This is a genomic window from Streptomyces cyaneus (assembly GCF_004028635.1).
Taxonomy (GTDB): Bacteria; Actinomycetota; Actinomycetes; order Streptomycetales; family Streptomycetaceae; genus Streptomyces; species Streptomyces cyaneus.
Map to the genome: position 1 here is coordinate 1072369 of NZ_RQJW01000003.1, position 20389 is coordinate 1092757.

General features: G+C 72.0%; 21 protein-coding genes. 4 read left to right on the forward strand and 17 right to left on the reverse strand.

Features of this window, described 5'->3' with window-relative positions; genetic code table 11:
- Positions 1-71: 71 nt before the first annotated feature.
- The 14 genes from EHO50_RS13625 to EHO50_RS13690 all read right to left on the reverse strand — a co-directional run bounded on the left by EHO50_RS13625 (position 72) and on the right by EHO50_RS13690 (position 14637).
- The gene (locus tag EHO50_RS13625) at positions 72-1343 is read right to left on the reverse strand and encodes a cytochrome P450 family protein (protein WP_128430195.1); all 1272 of its coding nucleotides are present in this window, start codon (positions 1341-1343) and stop codon (positions 72-74) included.
- 12 nt (positions 1344-1355) lie between these two features.
- The gene (gene asnB, locus EHO50_RS13630) at positions 1356-3182 is read right to left on the reverse strand and encodes an asparagine synthase (glutamine-hydrolyzing) (RefSeq protein WP_128430197.1); all 1827 of its coding nucleotides are present in this window, start codon (positions 3180-3182) and stop codon (positions 1356-1358) included.
- A gap of 13 nt (positions 3183-3195) precedes the next feature.
- Positions 3196-4557 (reverse strand): MFS transporter, encoded by a 1362-nt coding sequence (locus tag EHO50_RS13635; protein WP_246101136.1) that lies wholly within the window; start codon positions 4555-4557, stop codon positions 3196-3198.
- Between the two features lie 131 nt (positions 4558-4688).
- The gene (locus EHO50_RS13640) at positions 4689-4904 is read right to left on the reverse strand and encodes a hypothetical protein (RefSeq protein WP_128430697.1); all 216 of its coding nucleotides are present in this window, start codon (positions 4902-4904) and stop codon (positions 4689-4691) included.
- A 28-nt stretch (positions 4905-4932) separates the two neighbouring features.
- Positions 4933-5805: an ABC transporter ATP-binding protein gene (locus EHO50_RS13645; protein WP_128430199.1), complete on the reverse strand. Its 873-nt coding sequence runs from the start codon at positions 5803-5805 to the stop codon at positions 4933-4935.
- Entirely contained in the window at positions 5802-6893 is a 1092-nt protein-coding gene (locus EHO50_RS13650; protein WP_425472169.1) for a FecCD family ABC transporter permease, read from the reverse strand. Before EHO50_RS13650 ends, EHO50_RS13645 begins: the two co-directional genes overlap by 4 nt.
- 2 nt (positions 6894-6895) lie before the next feature.
- The gene (locus EHO50_RS13655; protein ID WP_128430202.1) at positions 6896-7966 is read right to left on the reverse strand and encodes an ABC transporter substrate-binding protein; all 1071 of its coding nucleotides are present in this window, start codon (positions 7964-7966) and stop codon (positions 6896-6898) included.
- Between the two features lie 113 nt (positions 7967-8079).
- A complete protein-coding gene (locus tag EHO50_RS13660) occupies positions 8080-8790 on the reverse strand; it encodes a sigma-70 family RNA polymerase sigma factor (protein WP_181449611.1) in 711 nt (236 codons plus the stop codon).
- A gap of 204 nt (positions 8791-8994) precedes the next feature.
- A complete protein-coding gene (locus EHO50_RS13665) occupies positions 8995-9690 on the reverse strand; it encodes a hypothetical protein (RefSeq protein WP_128430204.1) in 696 nt (231 codons plus the stop codon).
- Between the two features lie 157 nt (positions 9691-9847).
- Positions 9848-10390: a copper chaperone PCu(A)C gene (locus tag EHO50_RS13670; RefSeq protein WP_128430206.1), complete on the reverse strand. Its 543-nt coding sequence runs from the start codon at positions 10388-10390 to the stop codon at positions 9848-9850.
- Positions 10387-12903: a heavy metal translocating P-type ATPase gene (locus EHO50_RS13675; protein ID WP_246101137.1), complete on the reverse strand. Its 2517-nt coding sequence runs from the start codon at positions 12901-12903 to the stop codon at positions 10387-10389. The genes EHO50_RS13670 and EHO50_RS13675 overlap by 4 nt, the downstream gene beginning before the upstream one ends.
- The gene (locus EHO50_RS13680) at positions 12903-13124 is read right to left on the reverse strand and encodes a hypothetical protein (protein WP_128430208.1); all 222 of its coding nucleotides are present in this window, start codon (positions 13122-13124) and stop codon (positions 12903-12905) included. Before EHO50_RS13680 ends, EHO50_RS13675 begins: the two co-directional genes overlap by 1 nt.
- Before the next feature lie 102 nt (positions 13125-13226).
- Positions 13227-13982 (reverse strand): DUF1775 domain-containing protein, encoded by a 756-nt coding sequence (locus EHO50_RS13685; RefSeq protein ID WP_128430211.1) that lies wholly within the window; start codon positions 13980-13982, stop codon positions 13227-13229.
- Positions 13983-14037: 55 nt separating this feature from the next.
- Positions 14038-14637, reverse strand: a complete 600-nt coding sequence (locus tag EHO50_RS13690; RefSeq protein ID WP_128430214.1) for a DUF998 domain-containing protein — start codon at positions 14635-14637, stop codon at positions 14038-14040.
- Between the two features lie 261 nt (positions 14638-14898).
- Between EHO50_RS13690 and EHO50_RS13695 the strand changes: the two genes are divergently transcribed.
- Positions 14899-15357, forward strand: a complete 459-nt coding sequence (locus EHO50_RS13695; RefSeq protein ID WP_246101138.1) for a bifunctional DNA primase/polymerase — start codon at positions 14899-14901, stop codon at positions 15355-15357.
- On the opposite strand, the gene EHO50_RS13700 is transcribed toward EHO50_RS13695, so the two are convergent.
- A complete protein-coding gene (locus tag EHO50_RS13700) occupies positions 15344-15748 on the reverse strand; it encodes a hypothetical protein (protein WP_128430219.1) in 405 nt (134 codons plus the stop codon). The two genes, EHO50_RS13695 and EHO50_RS13700, sit on opposite strands and share 14 nt — an antisense overlap.
- Positions 15749-15889: 141 nt before the next feature.
- On the opposite strand from EHO50_RS13700, the gene EHO50_RS13705 reads away from it, so the two are divergent.
- Positions 15890-16072, forward strand: a complete 183-nt coding sequence (locus tag EHO50_RS13705; protein ID WP_128430221.1) for a hypothetical protein — start codon at positions 15890-15892, stop codon at positions 16070-16072.
- 83 nt (positions 16073-16155) lie between these two features.
- Here EHO50_RS13705 and EHO50_RS13710 read toward each other — a convergent pair whose 3' ends face one another.
- Complete coding sequence (locus EHO50_RS13710; protein WP_128430224.1) at positions 16156-17418, reverse strand: PP2C family protein-serine/threonine phosphatase; 1263 nt, start codon at positions 17416-17418, stop codon at positions 16156-16158.
- A gap of 356 nt (positions 17419-17774) precedes the next feature.
- Between EHO50_RS13710 and EHO50_RS43985 the strand changes: the two genes are divergently transcribed.
- Positions 17775-18323 (forward strand): hypothetical protein, encoded by a 549-nt coding sequence (locus tag EHO50_RS43985; protein WP_246101139.1) that lies wholly within the window; start codon positions 17775-17777, stop codon positions 18321-18323.
- 250 nt (positions 18324-18573) lie between these two features.
- Complete coding sequence (locus EHO50_RS13725) at positions 18574-18789, forward strand: DUF4177 domain-containing protein (protein ID WP_128430227.1); 216 nt, start codon at positions 18574-18576, stop codon at positions 18787-18789.
- Between the two features lie 143 nt (positions 18790-18932).
- Here the strand turns inward: EHO50_RS13725 and EHO50_RS13730 are convergent, their stop codons facing one another.
- Entirely contained in the window at positions 18933-20378 is a 1446-nt protein-coding gene (locus tag EHO50_RS13730) for a DEAD/DEAH box helicase (RefSeq protein ID WP_128430230.1), read from the reverse strand.
- Positions 20379-20389: the final 11 nt, after the last annotated feature.

Consider the following 20389-nt stretch of genomic DNA (forward strand, 5'->3'; position numbering starts at 1 on the left):
ATGGCGCCTTGGCGGGGCAGGCGCTGTCGGTGGGGGCGAGACGGGGGCCGAGGGCTCGGTCGGCGGCCGGCCTAGAGCCGTCGGTCGTAGCCGACGGGCAGGTGGTTCGTGCCGCGGCCCAGGACGGCCGGGATCCACTCGATGTCCTCGTCCCTGATGGCCAGGTGCAGGCCGGGGAGGCGCGCGAGCAGAGTGCCGAGGGCGATCTGGAGTTCGGCGCGGGCGAGGGCGGCGCCGGGGCAGAAGTGGATGCCGTGGCCGAAGGCGAGGTGGGGGTTGGGCGAGCGGTCCAGATCGAGTCTGTCGGGGTCCTCGAAGCGACGTGGGTCCCGGTTGGCCGCACATAGGGAGACGATCACCGAGTCGCCGGCCGGGACCTCGGTGCCGTGCAGGTCGCTGTCCTCGGCGAAGAAGCGCCAGGTGGTCAGCTCGAAGGCGCTGTCGTGGCGCAGGAGTTCCTCGACCGCGCGGGGCAGGAGGCCGGGGTCGTCGCGCAGTCGGGCGAGCTGAGCGGGGTGGCGGAACAGGGCGATCAGGGCTGTGGTGAGCTGGTTCGTGACCGGTTCCTGGCCCGCGACGAGCAGCTGGAAGATCATGGAGTCCAGCTGCTCCTGGGACAGTTCGCCCCGGTCGCGGGCGACGACGAGGCAGCTGAGCAGGTCGTCGTCCCCGTGCTCCCGCTTGTGGGCGACGACCTCGGCGATGTAGTTCTGCAGACCCTGTAGCCGCGCCTCGTACAACGGCCGCCCCGGATCCGTCGGCCCGACCGGTTGGACGACCTTGCCCCAGTCGCGGTCGAAGCGGGCGGCCAACTCCCCTGGCAGGCCGATGACTTCAGCCAGGACCTGGAAGGGAAACCGGGCGGCAAACCCGGCGACCAGGTCGGCGGGCCCGGTCTCCGGAAGGGCATCGACGAGCGCGTCGGCCAACTCCTGGAACCGGGCCCTGAGTTGCTCGACGCGGCGCGGCGTGAAGGCGTCCGTCACGAAGCGCCGCATGTGGGTGTGGACCGGCGGGTCCTGGTGGAGGAGATGGGCCTGGAGCTGGGAGTGCTGCGGCTCGGGCATGATCGAGGCGCGGGCCCGCCAGCGGTCGTTGCCCCGGTCGTGGTTCTTGCCGAGGCGATCGTCGTTCAGGGCGGCGTGGGCGGCCTCGTAACCGGTCACCAGCCAGGCCTGAACGCCGCTGGGGAAGAGGACACGGTGGACCGGTCCGGCCTCGCGCATCTGCTCGTAGAGGGGGTAGGGGTTGCTCTTGTACGGGCAGCCCATCAGCGGGACCGGGTCGGGGAGCGGCTGCTGCGGGTCCACGGCCGGGAGGGGTTCCTGGTCCTGGATGGTCATGGGTGGTGCTCCTCAGAGGGCGAGTTCCGGCCGGTGGTGGTCCAGCCACAGGGCGAGGTCGACGACGCGTTCGAGGCGGAGTCGGTGGCCCCACTCCAGGTGCTCGGGCGGGGCGTCGAGACAGGGCTTGATACGGGTCTCGTCGGCCAGTGCCCGGACCTGTTCGAAGGACAGGGCGTCTCGGGCCATGTCCTGCAGGCCGCGGTTGTAGTCGGGGTGGTGGGTGGCCGGGTAGTGGTTCTTGGGGCGGTGCAGCACCGATTCGGGGGCCAGCCCCGTTCCGACCGCGCGCAGCAGGCTCTTCTCCCGGCCGTCGAAGCTCTTCAGCGCCCAGGGCGCATCGAAGGCGTACTGGACCAGCCGGTGGTCGCAGTACGGGACGCGAACCTCCAGGCCCTGCGCCATGCTCAACCGGTCTTTGCGGTGCAGGAGTTGGCGCAGCCATCGGGTCAGGGACAGGTGCTGCATCTCCCGCTGCCGGTGCTCGGCGGACGTTTCGCCGTCGAGGTGGGGTACGGCGGCAAGCGCGCTGCGGTAGGTGTCGTCGCGGAACTCGCCGATGCACAGGTCGAGTTCGGGGTTGAGCGGCATCGCGGCCTCGTCGCCGGTGACCAGCAGCCAGGGGAAGGTGCCGGCGGCCAGAGCCTTGGGGTTGTGGAACCACGGGTAGCCGCCGAAGACCTCGTCGGCGGCCTCGCCGGACAGGGCGACCGTGGAGTGCCGCCGTATCTCGCCGAACAGCAGGTACAGCGAGGTGTCCATGTCGCCGACCCCGATCGGCGAGTCCCGGGCCACGACGACGGCCTTGCGGTGCTCGGGGTCCAGCAGCGCACGCGGATCCAGTACGACCGTGCTGTGGTCGGTGCCGATGAAGGCGCCGGCCTCGGTGGCGTACGGGGTGTCGTGGCCGGTGCGCAGGATGTCGCCGGTGAACCGCTCGGCCTGGTCGCTGTAGTCGACGGCGTACGAGCGGATCCGGGCGTCCGGGCCTTCGCGCAGGCGGAGTTCGTCGGCGAGCAGGGCGGTCAGGACGGTGGAGTCGATGCCGCCGGACAGCAGGCTGCACAGCGGGACATCGGCCTCCAGCCGACTGCGGGCGGCCGTACCGACCAAGGTGCCGATGCGGTCCACGGTGGCGTCCAGGTCGTCCTCGTGCGCACCGGCCTCCAACTGCCAGTAGCGGCGCTCGCGGATGCCGTCCCGGTCCAGGACGAGCAGGCCGCCCGGCTCGACCTCCCGCACTCCGGACCACACCGTCGGCCCGGTGTTGAACAGCAGGCCGTACGCCTCCCGGAGCCCGTCCGCGTCCACCCGGGGCCGTATCTCGGGGTGCGCGAAGAGCGCCTTGGGCTCGGAGGCGAAGGCCAGGCCTCCGTCGACGGCCGCCCAGAACAGCGGTTTGACGCCGAGCCGGTCGCGGACGAGGAGCAGCCGCTGGGCGCGCTCGTCCCAGACGGCGAACGCGAACATCCCGTCCAGGTGGTCGGCCGCTGCCTCGCCCCACTCAATGTAGGCGCGCAACACGACCTCGGTGTCGCTACGTGTGCGGAACACATGTCCGCGGCCCACTAGTTCGGCGCGCAGCTCGTGGTGGTTGTAGACCTCGCCGCTGTAACTGAGGACCAGTGTCGGCGTGTCGGGTCGGTCGGTCATCGGCTGGACGCCGCCCGCGACGTCGATGACGGCCAGGCGACGGTGGCCGATCGCGGCGCGCTCACCTAGCCACACGCCGCCCGCGTCGGGGCCACGAGGGGCGAGGGTGGCGGTCATGGCCTCGATGACCGGGGCCTGGGTGCGGGCGTCGCGATGGAAGGACACCCAGCCGGTGATTCCGCACATGGGAACTCCTGGATCAGGTCGAGACGGTGTCGGTGGTCCGCTCAGGCACCGTGGCCACGGCGGTCCGTCGGCCGGGCAGGGCGAGCAGGGGTACGGCCGGACAGGCGGCCGCCGCTGCGGCGAGGGCCAGCCCGGCCCGTGCGCCGTGCCCGGACCCGGCCAGGGCCCAGGCGGCGGTGGCCAGAGCGGGGCCCAGGGTGAAGCCGAGACTGCGGGCCACCTGCACCGTCGAACCGACGGTCGCGGTCCGCTCCGGTGGGGCGGCGCCCATCACCAGGGCCTGGGTCGGGCCGCCGTTGAGGCCCATGCCGATGCCGGCCAGCGCCAGCCGCCAGGCCACGTCGGACGGGGACCAGCCGTCGCCCAGCGGGACCAGCAGGAGCAGGCCGGCTGCGGTGAGGGCGGCACCGGTGACCGCGACCCGCCGGAAGCCGTACCGGTCGGCGAGCCGCCCGCCGAGCGGCCCGGCCAGCCCCATGCCGAGCGGGAAGGCGAGCACGGTCAACCCGGTCGCGGTGGCACTGACGCCCTCGTCCTGCTGGAGGTGGAGGGCGACGACATAGTGCATGGCGGCGAAACCGGCCGCCGACGCCAGCACCGCGCCGTGCGCCCGGAACAGTCCCGCCGCACGCAGGACCCCGGCCACCGGACGGCCACCCGGCCCGCGCAGCCACCACCACAACGGCGGAACGGCGGCGGCCGCGAGCAGGAACCAGGGCGGCTGCTCGGATCCCAGAGTCAGGGCGAGCAGCAGCACGGCCAAGCCCCCGGCCACCGACAGCGCGTCGGCCAGTGACCGCCGGTCGGGGACGCGCAACGCACCGTCCCTGGGCATCGCTTTCCAGGCGACGGCCAGCGCCGCCAGACAGAACGGGATCTTGACCAGGAAGACCCAGCGCCAGCCCAGCTGGTCCAGCAGCAGCCCGCCCACCGCCGGGCCGGTCACCGCGCCCAGCGGGCCGAGCGTCGCGGGCACGCTCATCGCCCGGCCGCGCGCTTCGGGTCGTACGGCACGGATCGCCAGCACCGGCATCAGCACGAACAGCACTGCCGCGCACGCACCCTGCCCTACGCGGGCCGCGATCAGCCAGGCCGCCCAGGGAGAGAGTGCGACCAGAGCGCTGCACAGCGCGAAGCCTGCGGTCGCCGCCAGGAGCGCGTACCGCGTCCCCGCGCCGTCCAGCCACCGCCCGATGGGCAACAGCAGGGCGACGACCGGGAGTTGGTACCCCAGCACCGCCCACTGCGCGGTAGCGGCCGAGACGTGCAGGCCCTCGGCGATGTCGGCCAGTGCCACGTTCACGATGTTCATGTCGAGCATCGCCACGAACGACAGCGCACCCGCCACCGCCACGAGAACCCAGCGGTCCCTCACTCTCGCGCCCCTCCCCCTCACGGTCGGCCGCCGGACAGCAGCCTCGTTCCAGAGGTCGGGGCCACCGGGGGCTGAGTTCCCGGGCGTGGTCGAAAATTTGATCGATCTGGAGTCGGCGCCCCGGTACGGCGTCAGGCCGTGGAGATGCCGTCCAACTTGCCGGACTTGGCGTCCGCGACCAGCGACGAGAACTGGTCGGCGCTCATCTGCACCCGCTGCCCGAAGTCGTCCGTGAGGATCACCCGGCGCTCGGCCGGGGCGGCGGGGTCGACGAACAGTTGCGGACAGCCGCAGTCGCAGTTGCCGCAGAAAGTCGCCACCGGGGCCAGGCCTTCGATGTCGCTCATGGTTCACAACCTCTCGGTTCGTGGGCGCTCACCGGCGTGACCGCCCGGGACCAGCCCCCGAGCCACCGCTCAGGGCCGACATAGGGATACCCGCACCGGCCGGCTCCACCGGCCGCACGTCCGGGGCATCCGCCGGTGCTCGGTGATCGAAGGCGATCAGTGGATCGCCGGTCAGCGGATGGTCCACCACCGTCGCCCGTACGCCGAACACCTCGGCCAGCAGGGCGGGTTGCAGGACGTCGCGTGGCGGGCCGGAGGCGACCACTTGGCCGTCGTGCAGGACGTGCAGCCGGTCGCAGACGGAGGCGGCGGCGTTGAGGTCGTGCAGCGACACCAGGGTCGTACGGCGCTGTGCCCGGAGCAGGGCGAGCAGTTCGACCTGGTGGCGGATGTCGAGGTGGTTGGTGGGCTCGTCCAGGACCAGGACGTCCGGCTGCTGGGCGAAGGCGCGGGCCAGCAGGACGCGTTGGCGTTCGCCCCCGGACAGTTCGGTGAACCGGCGCCCTGTGTGCCGCTCCATGCCGACGTCCGCGAGGGCGCGGGCGACGAGGTCCCGGTCGGTGGCGTCCTCCCCGGCGAAGGCCCGCTTGTAGGGCGTACGGCCCATGGCGACGACCTCTCGGACGGTCAGCTCGAAGTCGCCGCCCCGCTCCTGCGGGAGGGCCGCGACATGCCGGGCCGCCTCGGCGGGGCTCAACCGGCGCAGGTCGGTACCGGACAGCAGGACCCGACCGGAGGCCGGCTTCAGATGCCGGTAGACGGTGCGCAGGAGCGTGGACTTGCCGCTGCCGTTCGGGCCGACGAGGCCGGTGATCTCGCCTTCGGCCGCGACGAGATGGGCGCCCGCGACGACCGTACGGCCGGCGTAGGCGACGTGCAGGTCCTCGATGCCGATCCTCAACTTCCGCTCCCCAAGCGCCGGTCCAGCAGATACAGCAGTGCCGGAGCACCGATCAGTGAGGTGACGACGCCGACCGGCAGCTCCTGCGTCTCCATGGCCGTACGACACACGATGTCGACCACGACCAGCAGCAGCGCCCCGAACAGTGCCGAGACGGGCAGGAGGCGGCGGTGGTCGCCGCCCACGACCAGGCGGCAGGCGTGCGGCACCATGAGCGCGACGAAGGCGATCGCACCGGAGACGGCGACGAGGACGCCGGTCAGCAGGCTGGTGAGCGTGAACAGTTCCCGACGCAGGCGGATGGCGTCGACGCCGAGCCCGGCGGCTGTCTCGTCGCCCATGATCAGGGCGTTCAGCGCCCGGGCCCGCGCCTGGAGCCACAGCAAGGTGACGGGCACGGCGACGGCGGGAGCGGCGAGCAGCGGCCAACTCGCGCCGCTCAGGCTGCCCATGAGCCAGAACAGCACGCTGTGGGTCTGCTGCTCGTCGCCGGCCTGGAGCACGAGGTAGCTGGTGAACCCGGACAGGAACTGCCCGATCGCCACCCCGGCCAGCACCAGCCGCAGCGGCGCGAATCCCCCACGGCGCCGGGCCACTGTCCACACCAGCGCGAAGGTGGCCAGGGCGCCCACGAAGGCCGCCCCGGACAGTCCGAGCCCGAGCGCGCCGCCCGTACCGAGGCCCAGCACGATCGCGGCGACCGCCCCGAGGGAGGCGCCGTTGGAGATGCCCAGGAAGTACGGGTCGGCCAGCGGGTTGCGCACCAGTGCCTGCATCGCCGTACCGACGAGGCCCAGGCCCGCCCCGACGAGGGCCGCCAACAGGGCGCGGGGGACGCGGAGTTGCCAGACGATCAGGTCGTTGGTGCCGGGGCGCGGTGGCTCGCCGCAGAGGCGGCGCCAGACCACGTTCCACACCTCGCCGGCCGGGATGGACGTCGAGCCCCAGGACACGGCCGCGGTGAGGGCGACGAGCAGGGCCAGGGCGAGTGCCGACGCGAGCGGCCCGGCGGGCACGGAGCGCGTCCGCGCGGGCTCCTCCGGATGCCGCTCCTCCGTGCCCTTTCGGCGCACCAGAGTGTCGATCACGGTCAGCCGACCTTGCCCGGGTAGAGGGTCTTCGCGATCTCCTCGACGGTGTCGGCGTTGGTGACGCCGGCGATGGTGGTCTGCTCGGAACCGATACGCAGGAAGCGGCCCTCCTTGACGGCCTTCAGTCCCTTGGTGGCGGAGTTCGACTCCAGCCAGTCCCGCGCCTCGTCGAACGCCTTCTTGTTCGCGGTCTCGTTGCCCCGGTTGCGCACGCCGAGCTGGATCCAGTCCGGGTTCTTCGCGATCACGTCCTCCCAGCCGACCTGCTTGTAGTCACCGTCGCAGTCGGCGAAGACGTTGCGGGCCCCGGCGAGGGTGATGACCGCGTTGGCGACCTGCCGGTTGCAGACGGCCATGGGCTGCTTGGTGCCGGCGTCGTAGTCGAAGAAGAAGTACGTGGGCCGCTCGTTCTCCGGCGTGCCGCCCACCGCCTTCCGGACGGCGCCCACCGTCTCCTTCATGCCGTCGACGAGTTCCTTCGCCTTCGCACTCGTGCCCGTGACGGCGCCGAGGGAGGTGATGTCGTCCTCGACGGCGGACAGGTCGGTGACCGGGCTCTCGCTCGTGGCGGCGCAGGCCGTGGACTTGAGGTAGGTGTGCTTGATGCCGGCCGCCTTGAACTCCTCCTCAGTCGGCGCGTCGCCCATCCCGCCGCCCATGTTCATCGAGGCGAAGGTGTCGATGTAGAGGTCGGCACCGGAGCCGAGGAGCTTCTCCTTGGGGATCACGGTCGCGCCGAGCACCTTGACCTGCTGTGCCTGTGCGTCGAGTTCGCCCGGCAGCGTGCCCTTGCCGGGTGGGAAGCCGGTGCCGATCACCTTGTCCCCGGCACCGAGGCGGAGCAGCAGTTCCAGGCTGGAGGCGTTGCTGGTGACGATGCGCTTCGGGGCGTCGGTGAAGGTGGTCTTGGCGCCCATGCAGTCGGTGACGGTGACCGGGTAGCCCGCAACGCCCTTGCCGGCGGCGCCGCTCGCCTCCCCGCTGTCCCCACTGTCCCCGCTGCCGCAGCCCGCCGCCAGCAGGCCTCCGAGTACGGCTGCCGTCGTACCCCGCCACACACGAGAACGCATCAAAACTCCCCACGATCCACTGGATGCACGGGCGGATCTCCGCCGCCCGTTCCAGTAGTCGGGGCGAGGCCGGTGTCAGTTCCCGGCAGGGGAACCGACACCGGCGCTCCCGGTCAGGCGGCCACAGCCGCCGGTTCAGTCATAGCCGCCGGTTCAGCCACGGCCACTGCATCGGCCACCGCATCGGCTACGACCACGATGTCGGCCTCCGCCTCGGTCAGCAGCTCGACGAGGGTCGCCCGGGCGCGGGCGACGCGCGAGCGGACCGTCCCGACCGGGCAGTCGCTCATCTCGGCCGCCTCCGCGTAGGGCAGGCCCACCAGCTGGGTCAGGACGAACGCCTCGCGGCGCTCGTCGGGCAGCGCGTCCAGCAGGTCGAGCAGCGCGATGCCGTCGTCGAAGCCGGGCAGACCGGTCGGCTGAGCGCGTTCCGCCATCAGCGTCCAGTCGTCGGAGTCGCTCAGCCGGGGCCGGGCGGCGGCGTACCGGTGACTGTCGATCACCGCGCGGCGCGCGATGGACAGCAGCCACGCGCGCGCCGAAGAACGGCCCTCGAACCGGTGCAGGCTGCCGAGCGCCCGCAGGAACGTGTCCTGCGCCAGATCGTCGGCGGCCTGCGGATCGGCGGAGAGGTGCGCCACGTACCGCACGACGTCGCGGTGCAGGGAGCGGACAAAACGGTCGGTTGCATCCGGGTCACCACCGCGGGCGGCCAGCGCCCACGCGGTCGTGGACTCGTCGCAGGAGGCCGTTTTGGATGTGTGGTCCGCCTTCGTGCAACTCACGCGGGTCGCGCGTGAGGAAGGCAGGGCAGGAGTGATCACCTGAGTCCTTCTCGGGTAGCCCGGACTCCGGCACGGCGGCGGGCACTACGGCGTCGCCGCGTGCGTGTCCGGGGGAGGCAAGGGATCGGCCGTACGGCAGGTACGGCCGGGGCCCGAGGCACGGTCCGTGTCTACGACGAGACACCTGTGCGGCCGTCGACGAGTCGACGTCCGTGTCCGTACGGCCTCGGGGAACCAGCTGTCTCAGACGACAGCGATCCCCGCCGGAGGCCCCCGAGAAGTGATCGTGTGAACGAGCGGAAGCAGCCGCGGCGCCCGGTCGGAACGGCCGCGACGCGGCCTGAGGCGCGGGCGGTGCGGTGGTACGGGCAGGGCGAGCGACAGCCGCAGCGGGGCGGCCAGCCATCCGGCGACGGCCCGCAGAATGCGGAACGCGGCGCGCTCGCCGTGGCCCAGCCACAGGCCGCACAGCAGCGCGGCGAGGGTGTGAGCGGCGAACATGCCGAACGAGGACGTGCCGGCCATGTCGTGACCCATCCCCATGGTTCCCATGCCCATGTGGCCCACGTCCATGTGGCTCATACCCATGTGCCCCATGGACATAGAGCCCACCGAATCCATGGACATGGGATCCATGGAGCCCGCGTCCATGGCGGTGGAGCCCATGTCGCGCCCGGTAATGGTGGAGGACTGTGCGAACTCGAAGGCCGCGTGCAGCCCACCCTGGGCGACGACCACGACGGACACGACCAGCGGCAGTCCGCGCTCCCGCCCTGCCAGGCACCAGCCCGCGCCGCCCGTGAGGACCGCACCGGCCGCCAGCGTCCACCAGGGGACGGTCGCGCCCGACATCAGTACGTGGCCGAGGGCAGCGAGCAGCACACAGACGGACGCGAACACCGCGGCCCGTATCGTGCGCACACCCCACCCAGCAGTCATGACGGCCCTCATCTTCGCATCATGGGCCCACTCGTCACGGGTGGGTACGCACAACACCCCCATCCCGCACTCAAGCCCATAAGAGTGATACAGGGCACATCAGCAAGAGGGAACCGGGCGCGCGTGCCGGCCGACAAGTGGAGGTGTGGGGCTGCCCTCACTCGCCCTGGCCGGGACGGACCACCACCGCCTGCACCTCGATCCGCCCGCCGTACTCGAAGTGGAGCGTGAACGGCACATACGTGCCCGTCTGCCACCCCGGCTGAGCGCGCAGCGTCACATCCAGGCCGTACGGCGACATGGCGAGAATCCCGCCGGCCGGTACGCGAGCCGAGTCGACCGTCTCCGCGTACGCCATCCGGCCGCTGGTCATGCGGTGGCGGCTGAGCGTCGCGTCGCCTCGGCCGGTCGACGACGTCACCTTCAGCAGCCGGTCGTCCGTGCCCCCGGAATTGGTGATCCGGAAGAACGCGGCAGTGTCCCGGACATCGCCGTACGGCAGGAAGACCCGCCCGTCGGTGACCGCGATCCGGGCGGGGCTGCCCGCGTTGCCTGAGCCCACCCAGGTGGTCAGGCCACCCAGAGCGACACCGCACGCGGTGATCGGGGCGAGCGCGGCGAGCAGGCCGTCGGCGATGCGGCGGCGGGTCGGGCGCGAGGCTCGGGGATCGGCCGTTCGCTCGGCCGTGGGTATGGTCATCGGGTACGACCTCCCCGGCCTTCATGTGTGCCTCGCACACGGCCTTGACCCTCATGTGTGCCACGCACATGGCTCTGGCCCTCATGTGTGCCGCGCACATGGCCCTGGCCTCCATGTGCCACGCGCACATGGCCCAGGCCCTCATGTGCCACGGGCACACGTCCCCGGCCCCCATATGCGCCCCGCACACGTTCCCGAGCCAGGGCCGGGGCCGGAGCCGAAGCCGGCTGCCAAGCCCGCAGTCGCAGGCTGTTGCCCACCACGAGCAGTGAGCTCGCCGACATGGCCACCGCGGCGACCATCGGATTGAGCAGGCCGACCATGGCGAGCGGCACGGTCACGACGTTGTAGCCGAAGGCCCACAGCAGGTTGACGCGGATCGTGCCCAGGGTTCGCCGGGCGAGCCGTACCGCGTCCCCCAGGGCCTCGATGTCGCCGCGCACCAGGGTCACATCGGCGGCCCCGATGGCGACGTCCGTGCCCGTGCCCATGGCGATGCCGAGGTCGGCTCCGGCCAGCGCCGCCGCGTCGTTGACGCCGTCGCCGACGACCGCGACCCGGCGGCCCTGTGCCCTCAACTCCCGTACGAGGTCGGCCTTGTCGTCGGGTGTGCAGCGTGCGTGCACCTCGTCGATGCCGAGCGCGGAGGCGACCGCGCGGGCCGGTGCCTCGCGGTCACCGGTGGCGAGCACCGGGTGCACGCCGAGGCGTCGCAGCCGGTCCACGGCACGGTAGCTGCCGGGGCGTACGACGTCCCCGATCTCGATCAGCGCCTCCGTCGTCCCGTCGACGCGGACGACGACCGGAGTGTGCGCCGCCGCCTCCGCCGCCGGGAGCGCGTCTGCCAATGCCGCGGGCAACTCGTCGTCGGGGGCGAGGACTTCGACCAATCGGCCCTCGACCCGGCCGTACACACCCCGGCCCGCCTCCGCGCAGAAGTCGCGCACCTCGGGCAATGCCGCCTGCTCCGGCAATGCCGCCTGTTCGGGCAGCGTCCGGCGGGCGTGCGCGGCGATCGCTCGGCCCAGCGGGTGTTCCGAGCCCTGCTCGACCGCCCCGGCCAGCCGCAGTACGGCTTCCTTGCCGAGCCCGCCGGGCACGGCCGTGACGCGGGTGACGCTCATGTGCCCGGACGTGAGGGTGCCGGTCTTGTCGAGGACGACGGTGTCGATGTGCTGGAGCCCCTCCAGGGCCTGCGGGCCCCGGACCAGGACGCCCAGTTGGGCCCCGCGTCCGGTGGCGGCCATCAACGCGGTCGGGGTCGCCAGGCCCAGTGCGCAGGGACACGCCACGACCAGGACGGCCACGCACGCGGTGATCGCCGCCTGTAGATCGGCCCCGGCCCCGAGCCAGAACCCGAGCACGGTGACGGCCAGCGCCAGCACCACGGGCACGAACACCCCGGCCACGGCGTCGGCCAGCCGCTGCGCCCGCGCCTTCCCGGCCTGGGCATCCGTCACCAGCCGTGCGATGCGGGCGAGTTGCGTGTCCGCGCCCACCGCCGTGGCCCGTACGAGCAGCAGCCCGCCCGCGTTGACGGCACCGCCCACCACCGCCGACCCGGGCCCGGCCTCGACGGGCTCGCTCTCCCCGGTGACGAGCGACAGGTCCACGGCGGAGTTGCCCTCCACCACCTCACCATCGGTGGCGACCCGCTCTCCGGGCCGTACGACGAAGATCTGCCCGACCGTCAACTCCTCGATGGAGAGGACGTGTTCGGTGCCGTCGTCCCCGCGTACCGACACTTCCTTGGCGGCGAGCCGGGCGAGCGAGCGCAGTGCCGCCCCGGTGCCGTGGCGCGCTCGCGCCTCGAAGAACCGGCCGGCCAGCACGAACAGCGGGACACCGACGGCCGCTTCGAGGTACAGGTGCGCGCTGAATCCATCAGCGGCTCCGCCGCGGGCGTCCGCGGCGGAGGTCAGCAGAGTGAACGGCATCCGCATCCCGGGCACTCCCGCACCGCCGAGGAACAGGGCGTACGCCGACCAGGAGAAGGACGCCACCACGCCCAGTGAGACCAGCGTGTCCATGGTCGCCGTCGAGTGGCGCAGCCCGCGCAGCGCCCGCACATGGAACGGCCACGCACTCCACACGGCGACCGGCGCGGCCAGCACGAAGCACAGCCACTGCCAGTTGCGGAACTGCCAGGCGGGCACCATCGACAGCACGAGCACCGGCACCGCGAGGAGCGCGGTGACCAGCAGCCGGTCCCGCTCCTGACGGACGTCGTCGGACTCGTGCTCCTGCTCCTGCTCGCCCCTGCGCTCACGCTTCCTCGGCGGCTCGGGCAACGCGGCCGTGTAACCGGCCTGTTCGACGGTCGCCACGAGTTCCTCGGGGTGGACGTCGGGCGGGTGGCTCACCCGGGCGCGTCCGGTGGCCAGGTTGACCGTCGCGGTCACGCCGTCCAGCTTCGCGAGCTTCTTCTCCACCCGTCGCACACAGGCCGCGCAGGTCATCCCGCCGACAGTCAGGTCCGTGGTCGTCATCGGGGGTGCCGGTTCGATGGCCATCAGCCGCCGCTCCCGTGCCGCATGTCCATGTCCCCCATATCCCCCATGTCCCCTGTGCCACCCATGTCCGTGCCGCCACCGTCGCCGCTCGTTCCGGAGCGGTGCATGCCGGGCGCGACGGGTCCGGCGACCGCGCCGACGGCGTACGACGCCGTGAAGATCAGGGCGAGCAGCAGCAGAAACCCGCAGAGGGCGGGCGGCACAAGTTGGCGTTGTTTCATCGACGGCCTCCTGACGCACGTACCGCTACAGGAGTCGGGCGCGGAGGAGAGGGAGTTCCCGGCTGCCCGTGTCAGGAAGCCCCCCCCCGGTGACGGCTCGCCTCAGGAAGCCCCGCCGCCACGCCTCCTGAACCACCACGCCCCGGCGCCGAGTACGACCACGACGGCGGCGCCGATGCCGAGCGGCACGGCCACCGGCATGCCGTCGTCGCCTTCCGTGTCGTCCGCCGCGGCCTGCGTCGAGGGGGTCGAGGGTGCGTCGGTCGTCGGCTCGCCCGTGGCGGCGCCGGTCGACGGCGATGCGGTCGTCGGCTCCTCGGTGGGCGTGGGGCTCACGGCCTTCGCGCCGGGGGCGGCGGCCTTCAGCTCCAGTTGCGGCGCGGGATGGCCGTGGCCGTGGTCGTCGCCGGCGTTCCCCTCCTCCAGTTCGATCCAGCGGTCCACGCTGCCGTCGCTGTAGGTCTGCAGGGTCTTGAAGACCAGCGTCTTGGCGTCGGGCAACTGCCGTACGGCGACGACGTACTCGGCGTCCTCCCCGACCGCGAGCTTCGGCCCGGACACGGTGTAACCGCGACTGGTGGGGGCGAGCTTCCAGCCCTTGGGACCTTCCTTGTAGGAGATGTCCGCCGGGGTGATGCCCTCGGGCAGGATCACCTCCAGCTTGCTGATCCCGGCCGATCCGGACTCCGACTCCGCGGTGAAGGTCAGCGCGACGTTCTGGTCCAGCGCCCGGGCGCCGTCCGCCTCGACCTCGGTGTGCGCCGCGCCCGGTCCCGCGACGGCTACGGTGACCGCGAACGCGGCCACGGTGAGGGCGCCGGTGCGGCGCAGGCTGCGGGTCAGGGTGGGGCGGGGCACGTGTGACTCCCTCGTACCGGTGATGTGGTCGCTGCATTCAAGCGCAGGGGTCGCCTCAAAGCGAGGGACCCTCGGGCCGAGGGTGGCGCAGACAGGAGGCGACGACCACGAAGGGCCACAAGGACTGAAGGGCCGTCACAAGTCGTTCGGCGACACCGTCGGCACCGTCCTGATGCATTTCGATCATGAACCAGGCCGCGCTGACGACCATCAGGGCGGTCGCCGTGAGGGAGGGTACGGGCCTGAGTCCCCACGGTGCTGCGCCACGGCGGTCGGCGGCCAGCACCGGCCACACCGCCAGCAGGGCGAAGCCGACCGCGACAGCCGAGCCGTGCCGCAGCGATCCCCCGCTGCTCGGCGGCGGGAGCAGAGCCACCGCGAGCGACGCCACACCCCCGGCGCCCAGAGCCACACGTCCGGCAATCGCGGCCGGACGCAGCCCCCAGGCGGTGAGGAGGTGGCAGACGCCAAGGACGGCCAGCGCCCCGGTCATCACCCAGAATCCTGCGGCGCCGTAGGCCGCGAGGACGCTGATCGTCTGTGTGACAGGGTCGTAGGCGGGCCCTTCGAGCAGCGCCGCGATCGCCCATCCTCCGATCAGCACGACTGGCGCACATCCCGACGAAAGCAAGGTCCATCTTGGGACAGGTGGCATCGAGCCACCGTAAAACGTCCCTTCAGTCACCGGCCGTGCACACGCCGCGCCTTCGGACCGCCGTGAGTACAAGGGGCACCGGCTCAGGTCGCACGAGGTGCGGTGCTGGTACGCGGCGAACGGTCGGGCGATCGTCGAACAGATCGACCGTAAACGCCAGGCCGCGCCACCCCTTCCGGCCCATAGAAATATCCACCAGCATGAAGGGCCCTGACGGGCCGGCAGGGCAGAGAGTGCTGGGGGTACGAGATGCAGCGCATCATGGGGAAGCATGCCGTCGAGTGGCTGGCCGCGGCTGCCGCGGATCCTCGGGCGTGCAAACAGCAGTGGGACGACGGCGCGGACGCGGTCCTGCTGGAGGCCGGACGGCTCTGGGACGTGCTGACCGTCCCCGAGCACCTCGGCTTGAGCGCCCTGGACCTTCTGAGACGCGCGCAGTTGCGGGCGTCCGGCCCCGTACTCGTGAACTGCGGGGCGCGCAGGGTGGGATTCTTCCTCCCGCCCGATCCGGCCACCGAGTGGGTCGGGCCCGGCGTACGGCATGCCGGCAGGGGATCATGGGTTGCCGCACCGCCGCCGTACCGGTCCTCCGGATGGCGACTGGAGTGGCTGCTGCCACCCGACGGCACCGGCGCCCTGTACGACCCGGCCGTCGTGGAACTGGCGCTGCGCGAGGCCGGCGGCACGCTGGCCGTACTGGCGCGCGTCAGTCGGCCGTAAGCGGAGCGGTGACACTGACGCGTCCGCTGCTCCCGTCCCACTCCCACACGACCGCCGGCCCGGGAAGACCCCGGGGGACGACAACGGCCGGTACGCGCTCGGTCGCCTCGACGCGCCGCTCACCTGGCGGTTCGGCGTCGACGGCCCGGGCCGGTCCGGTCCACCGGCCGACCGCCCAGGAGGTGACGGCCTGTCCTTGACCATCCGCGGCGGCAACGGAGTCCCACCATGTGTCGCGACGCCCCGGAATCGCGCGGCCGTTGGCGCGCCACTCGGCGACCAGCGCCGCGTAGATCGACGACCGGCCCGGAACACCGGTGGCCGGTACGACGTACGACATGGGTGCGTCATCGCTTCCGAGGACACGCCGCGCCGTCTCAGTGCTGTCCATGCCGGGCAAACGCCAAGCGTGCGCCGGTGGTACGCCCGCCGCCCCTGCTGCCACCCAGTCGAGTGAGGCCCCTCCCCCGGATGGAGCCATGGTCCGCTCGACACACATGGTCCGCCCTCGATCGAGACAGGAGCCGCTTCCATGGACCGACGACACCGCGTTCCCTCCCTCTTCGGCATCCGCAACGACGCCGACGAAACCCCCGACTGCCCGTGGTGCGCCGCGTTGCGCGAGGCGAGCCAGCCGCCGACGGCAGAGCCGTCCCAGTCACCGGGACGACGGCATGACCCGTATGTCTCAGGGGCCCAGTACGACGACTGGTGAGGAGAAGTGAGTACGACGACTGGTGAGGAGAGATGACGGCTGGTCGTGAGGCACGGTGACGAACCGGCGAGGCACAGGGCAGGTCAGGGCCGCGCGTCATCGGTGCGCGGGGTGCGCTGGTGCAACTGGGCGGCGAGTACGGCGACGTCGTCCTCGGCGTGCCGGGCGTCGAGGCGGGCGAGCACCTTGTCGATGACGTCGTCGACGCCCGAGGCGGACGCGAAGGCGACGTCGGCCAGCCGGTCCAGGGACTGGTCGATGTCCTCGCCGCGGTGCTCTACGAGCCCGTCGGTGAACAGCAGCAGCGTCTGGGTCGGGTCGAGCCGGTAGGTGGCGGGCTCGTAGCCGCCGAGGCCGGTGCCCAGGGGCGGGCCGACCGGCACCGGCAGCAGTGAGGTGTGTCCCTCTCCGTCGATCACGGCCGGGGGCAGATGGCCGGCGCTGGCCAGGGTCACCTGCCCCCGGTTGGGGTCGAGGCGTGCGATCAGGCAGGTGGCCGGGCGGCGCTCCGGCTCCGCGGAGGCGATGTCGTCGAGCTGGCGCAGCACCCGGTGCGGCGGAAGGTCGGCGGCGGCGATGTAGCGCAGGGCGGAGCGGTAGGCGGTCATGTCCACGGCGGCCTCCAGGCCATGCCCCATGACGTCGCCGACGACGAGCAGCGTCCGGCCGAAGTGCAGGCGGACGGTCTCGCACCAGTCGCCGCCGACCAGGGTGCTCTGGCCGACGGGCATGTAGCGGATGGCGACATCGAGGTTCGGGTGCGGGCGGCCGGGTTCGGCGAGCAGCGCCCGCTGGAGCTTGCCGATGATGCCCCTGACCCGGCCGTGCTCCCGGGCGTGCCGGATGTGGGAGGCGGCGCGCTCGGCGAGGAGGGCGAGAAGCTCGGCCTCCTCGCGGGTGAACGGTGCTGGGTCGCGGGCGCAGACCAGCACGCCGTAACGGTCCCCGCTGGTGGCCAGTGGGACGCAGAGCGCCGGTCGGGCGTCGCCGGGCGCCGGGTGCGACCCCCCGTCCTCCCCCGTACCGGCCGTTTCCTGTGCCGCGGCCAGGGCCCACCGGGCGTCGGGCAGCACCGTGGGGTCGCCGTGGACGGCCTCGTACTCCGCCCCGGCTCCACCCCTGCGCCTGCCCCTCCCCCTGTCCCGCAGCACCGCTGCCGTACCGCCCACCTGCCCGGCGGCCTCCCGGGTCAGCTCGGCGCAGGTGGTGCCCTCGTCCAGCGTGGTGCCGATCCGGGCCGCCGCCTCCCGCAGCGCGGTCAGCCGGGACGGGACGCCGGGGTCCTTCTCGGGTACGCCGCCCGGCGCGACGGGCTCCACCGTCGCCGGCCTATGGAACGGCTGCATCCAACGCACCACGCCAAACACCACAAAAGGGTGAAAACCACTCACGGGTAACGCACAGAATACCCACCCCCTGGCACGCACCCAATCTCGTCCCCGCCCGGCAGAACGCGAGCACAGACAGCGTGCGGGTGGTGACAGGGCGGAGTCGGGCAGGCCTGGCGCCCCGGTCAGCTCCGGCGCGTTCCGCTGTCGTGGGGGCGCGCACCCTGCCATCTGCCTGTTTGGCGCGCGGGCGCTCGCCCCATACGGGGAATTGGGCTCCGGGCGTATGGCCGCGGCACCGGTCACCCGGTGCACTAAGGCATCGCCCGGTCACGGCCGTCTCGGGCATCGGCGCACCACTGAGGAGGCTTTTGTTGGCACTCACGGAGTGGACGAAGTCAATGGAATGGCTGGCCGCGGCGTCGGAGGATCCCGGCGCCTGCAAGCAGGAGTGGCAGAACGGCAGTACCGGGGTCACGCTCCTGGCGGCCGGACGGTTCTGGGATGTGCTGATCGTGCCGGAAGAACTAGGGCTGCGCGTCGCCGACCTCTTGGAGGAGCTGCCGCTGCTCGACTCGGGTCCGTGCCTGTTGGACACCCGACGCCGTCACGTCGGCTTCCTGCTGCCCCCGGAGCCGCAGACGGTATGGATCGGTACCGGTGTGCGTCTCCTGGGCGCGGGCACGTGGATCGCCGCTCCCGCCCCGCACTGCCGCTGGGGCGCCCTGCGCTGGCTCGTCCCACCGGACGGCACCGGCAGGCTGACCATGCCCGAGGTCCTGGAAGTCGCCCTGCAGCGCTGCGCGAGCGAACTGTCCCGCCTCCAGGGCCACCCGGGCCGCCCCGCGCCCACCCCGCTCGGCCTGACGGAACCGGACGAAGGGCAGGACAACGGCCCGCTGTTGGTCCGCCAGGGCGCATGAGGGGACTACGTGCGACCGTGGCCGGCCCGGTCTGAGGCTGACCACGCCCCCGAGGTCTTCCAGGACCCCGACCGTTTCGACCCGCGACGGGGCAACTCCCGCCTGCAGTCGGCCTTCGCGCACGGGCCGCACTTCTGTCTGGGCGCCCACCTTGCCCGCCTGACTCCCACCCCGCCATGTGCGGCAACACCGAACGGTGATTGGCTGTCCCGGTTCCCTCAGCCAGTCCATCCACGGGAAGGCCCCAGCCATGAGCAACCCCTACGCACTCGAATACAAGGTCGTCACCTTTCGCGAGTCACTGATCGGAGATGCACTGGACAGCGACAAGCTGGAGAAGGTTCTGAACAAGCACGCCGAGGACGGCTGGGCCCTCAAGGCGATCACGTCCGCCGATGTCAAGGGCCGCATAGGGCCCGGTGCGGTCGAGGGCCTGCTTCTCACTTTCGAGCGTCCGCGCCGCTGACGGCCGCGGGTCCTGGACGGCACGGCCAGGCACTGGAGTTCGCCATCGGCACCGGAGGCGTGGGCGTACCGCCGCTGCGGTTCCCGCCGCCCGGGAGGGTCTAGGTGCCGTTCGACGTCTTCGAGCGGCATCTCTGCTTCGACTTATGAACCACGCCGGACCCGGGCGGCCTTGCGGGCTTCGGCGATCTGGCGGGCCTCGGCAGACCGGCGAGACTCGCCGCCGCCAGCCCTCCCCGGACGAGTGCCCAGGCCGCGGAAGGGGGCACCGCCACGCTTCGGGCGCTCCGCGACCGGCCCGCTGCCGCCGACGGGGACACCCGAGGGAGCCTGGGCGCCGGTGATGCGGCTCAGCTCGGCCTCGCCGGAGCGGACCTGCGTGATCTGCGGCCTGATGCCCGCGTCGGACATGAGACGGGCCATGTCCCGGCGCTGATTGGGGAGGACCAGCGTGACGACACTGCCGGACTCGCCGGCGCGGGCGGTACGGCCGCCGCGGTGCAGGTAGTCCTTGTGGTCGCTGGGCGGATCGACGTTGACGACGAGCTCGAGGTCGTCGATGTGAATACCCCGGGCCGCGACGTTGGTGGCCACCAGCGTCGTGACATCACCGGTCTTGAACTGTGCCAGGGTGCGGGTGCGCTGGGGCTGCGACTTGCCGCCGTGCAGCGCCGCGGCCTTTACGCCGCTGCTCAGCAGGTGCTTGGTGAACTGGTCGACAGCATGCTTGGTGTCCAAGAACATGATCACGCGCCCGTCGCGAGCAGCGATTTCGGTGGCGGTGGCGTACTTGTCGGCGCCGTGCACGTGCAGCACGTGATGCTCCATCGTGGTGACCGCGCCCGCCGACGGGTCGACCGAGTGAACCACCGGGTCATGGAGGTAACGACGGACCAGGAGGTCGATGTTGTGGTCCAGCGTGGCCGAGAACAGCATGCGCTGGCCGTCGGGACGTACCTGGTCCAGCAGTTCGGTGACCTGCGGCATGAAGCCCATGTCCGCCATCTGGTCGGCCTCGTCCAGGACGGTGATGTTCACTCGGTCCAGGCGGCAGTCCTTGCGCTCGATGAGATCCGCGAGGCGACCAGGAGTCGCGACGACCACATCGGCCCCGGCACGCAGCGCGCCGGCCTGCCTGCCGATCGACATGCCGCCGACCACAGTGGCCAGCCGCAGCTTCAGCAACGCGGCGTACGGGGCGAGGGCATCGGTGACCTGCTGGGCCAGCTCGCGCGTGGGGACGAGGATCAGGGCCAGCGGCTTGCGCGACTCGGCACGCTGCCCGGCCGTGCGCACGAGGAGCGGCAGGCCGAAAGCGAGTGTCTTGCCCGACCCGGTGCGCCCGCGGCCCAGTACGTCGCGCCCTGCGAGGGAGTTCGGCAACGTGGCGGCCTGGATCGGGAACGGCTCGTTCAGGCCGCGACTGGTGAGCATCTTCAGCAACTCGACGGGCATGTCCAGTTCGTCGAAGGTCGCAGCGGCGGGGAGGGCCGGGGTGACGGTGACCGGCGGCGCGAACTCTCCCTGGGCGCCGGGGCGGCTCTGACCTCGTGGACGGAAACGGTCGTTCGTGCTGGCTGAACGGCTCAAGGGGGACCTTC

What these genes read in the sequence shown, in the direction of transcription:
- EHO50_RS13625 (WP_128430195.1), bottom strand. Translation starts at nt 1,343, where the DNA reads ATGACCATCCAGGACCAGGAACCCCTCCCGGCCGTGGACCCGCAGCAG.
- asnB (WP_128430197.1), bottom strand. Translation starts at nt 3,182, where the DNA reads ATGTGCGGAATCACCGGCTGGGTGTCCTTCCATCGCGACGCCCGCACC.
- EHO50_RS13640 (WP_128430697.1), bottom strand. Translation starts at nt 4,904, where the DNA reads ATGAGCGACATCGAAGGCCTGGCCCCGGTGGCGACTTTCTGCGGCAAC.
- EHO50_RS13655 (WP_128430202.1), bottom strand. Translation starts at nt 7,966, where the DNA reads ATGCGTTCTCGTGTGTGGCGGGGTACGACGGCAGCCGTACTCGGAGGC.
- EHO50_RS13665 (WP_128430204.1), bottom strand. Translation starts at nt 9,690, where the DNA reads ATGACTGCTGGGTGGGGTGTGCGCACGATACGGGCCGCGGTGTTCGCG.
- EHO50_RS13670 (WP_128430206.1), bottom strand. Translation starts at nt 10,390, where the DNA reads ATGACCATACCCACGGCCGAGCGAACGGCCGATCCCCGAGCCTCGCGC.
- EHO50_RS13675 (WP_246101137.1), bottom strand. Translation starts at nt 12,903, where the DNA reads ATGGCCATCGAACCGGCACCCCCGATGACGACCACGGACCTGACTGTC.
- EHO50_RS13680 (WP_128430208.1), bottom strand. Translation starts at nt 13,124, where the DNA reads ATGAAACAACGCCAACTTGTGCCGCCCGCCCTCTGCGGGTTTCTGCTG.
- EHO50_RS13690 (WP_128430214.1), bottom strand. Translation starts at nt 14,637, where the DNA reads ATGCCACCTGTCCCAAGATGGACCTTGCTTTCGTCGGGATGTGCGCCA.
- EHO50_RS13695 (WP_246101138.1), top strand. Translation starts at nt 14,899, where the DNA reads ATGGGGAAGCATGCCGTCGAGTGGCTGGCCGCGGCTGCCGCGGATCCT.
- EHO50_RS13700 (WP_128430219.1), bottom strand. Translation starts at nt 15,748, where the DNA reads ATGGACAGCACTGAGACGGCGCGGCGTGTCCTCGGAAGCGATGACGCA.
- EHO50_RS13705 (WP_128430221.1), top strand. Translation starts at nt 15,890, where the DNA reads ATGGACCGACGACACCGCGTTCCCTCCCTCTTCGGCATCCGCAACGAC.
- EHO50_RS13710 (WP_128430224.1), bottom strand. Translation starts at nt 17,418, where the DNA reads ATGCAGCCGTTCCATAGGCCGGCGACGGTGGAGCCCGTCGCGCCGGGC.
- EHO50_RS13725 (WP_128430227.1), top strand. Translation starts at nt 18,574, where the DNA reads ATGAGCAACCCCTACGCACTCGAATACAAGGTCGTCACCTTTCGCGAG.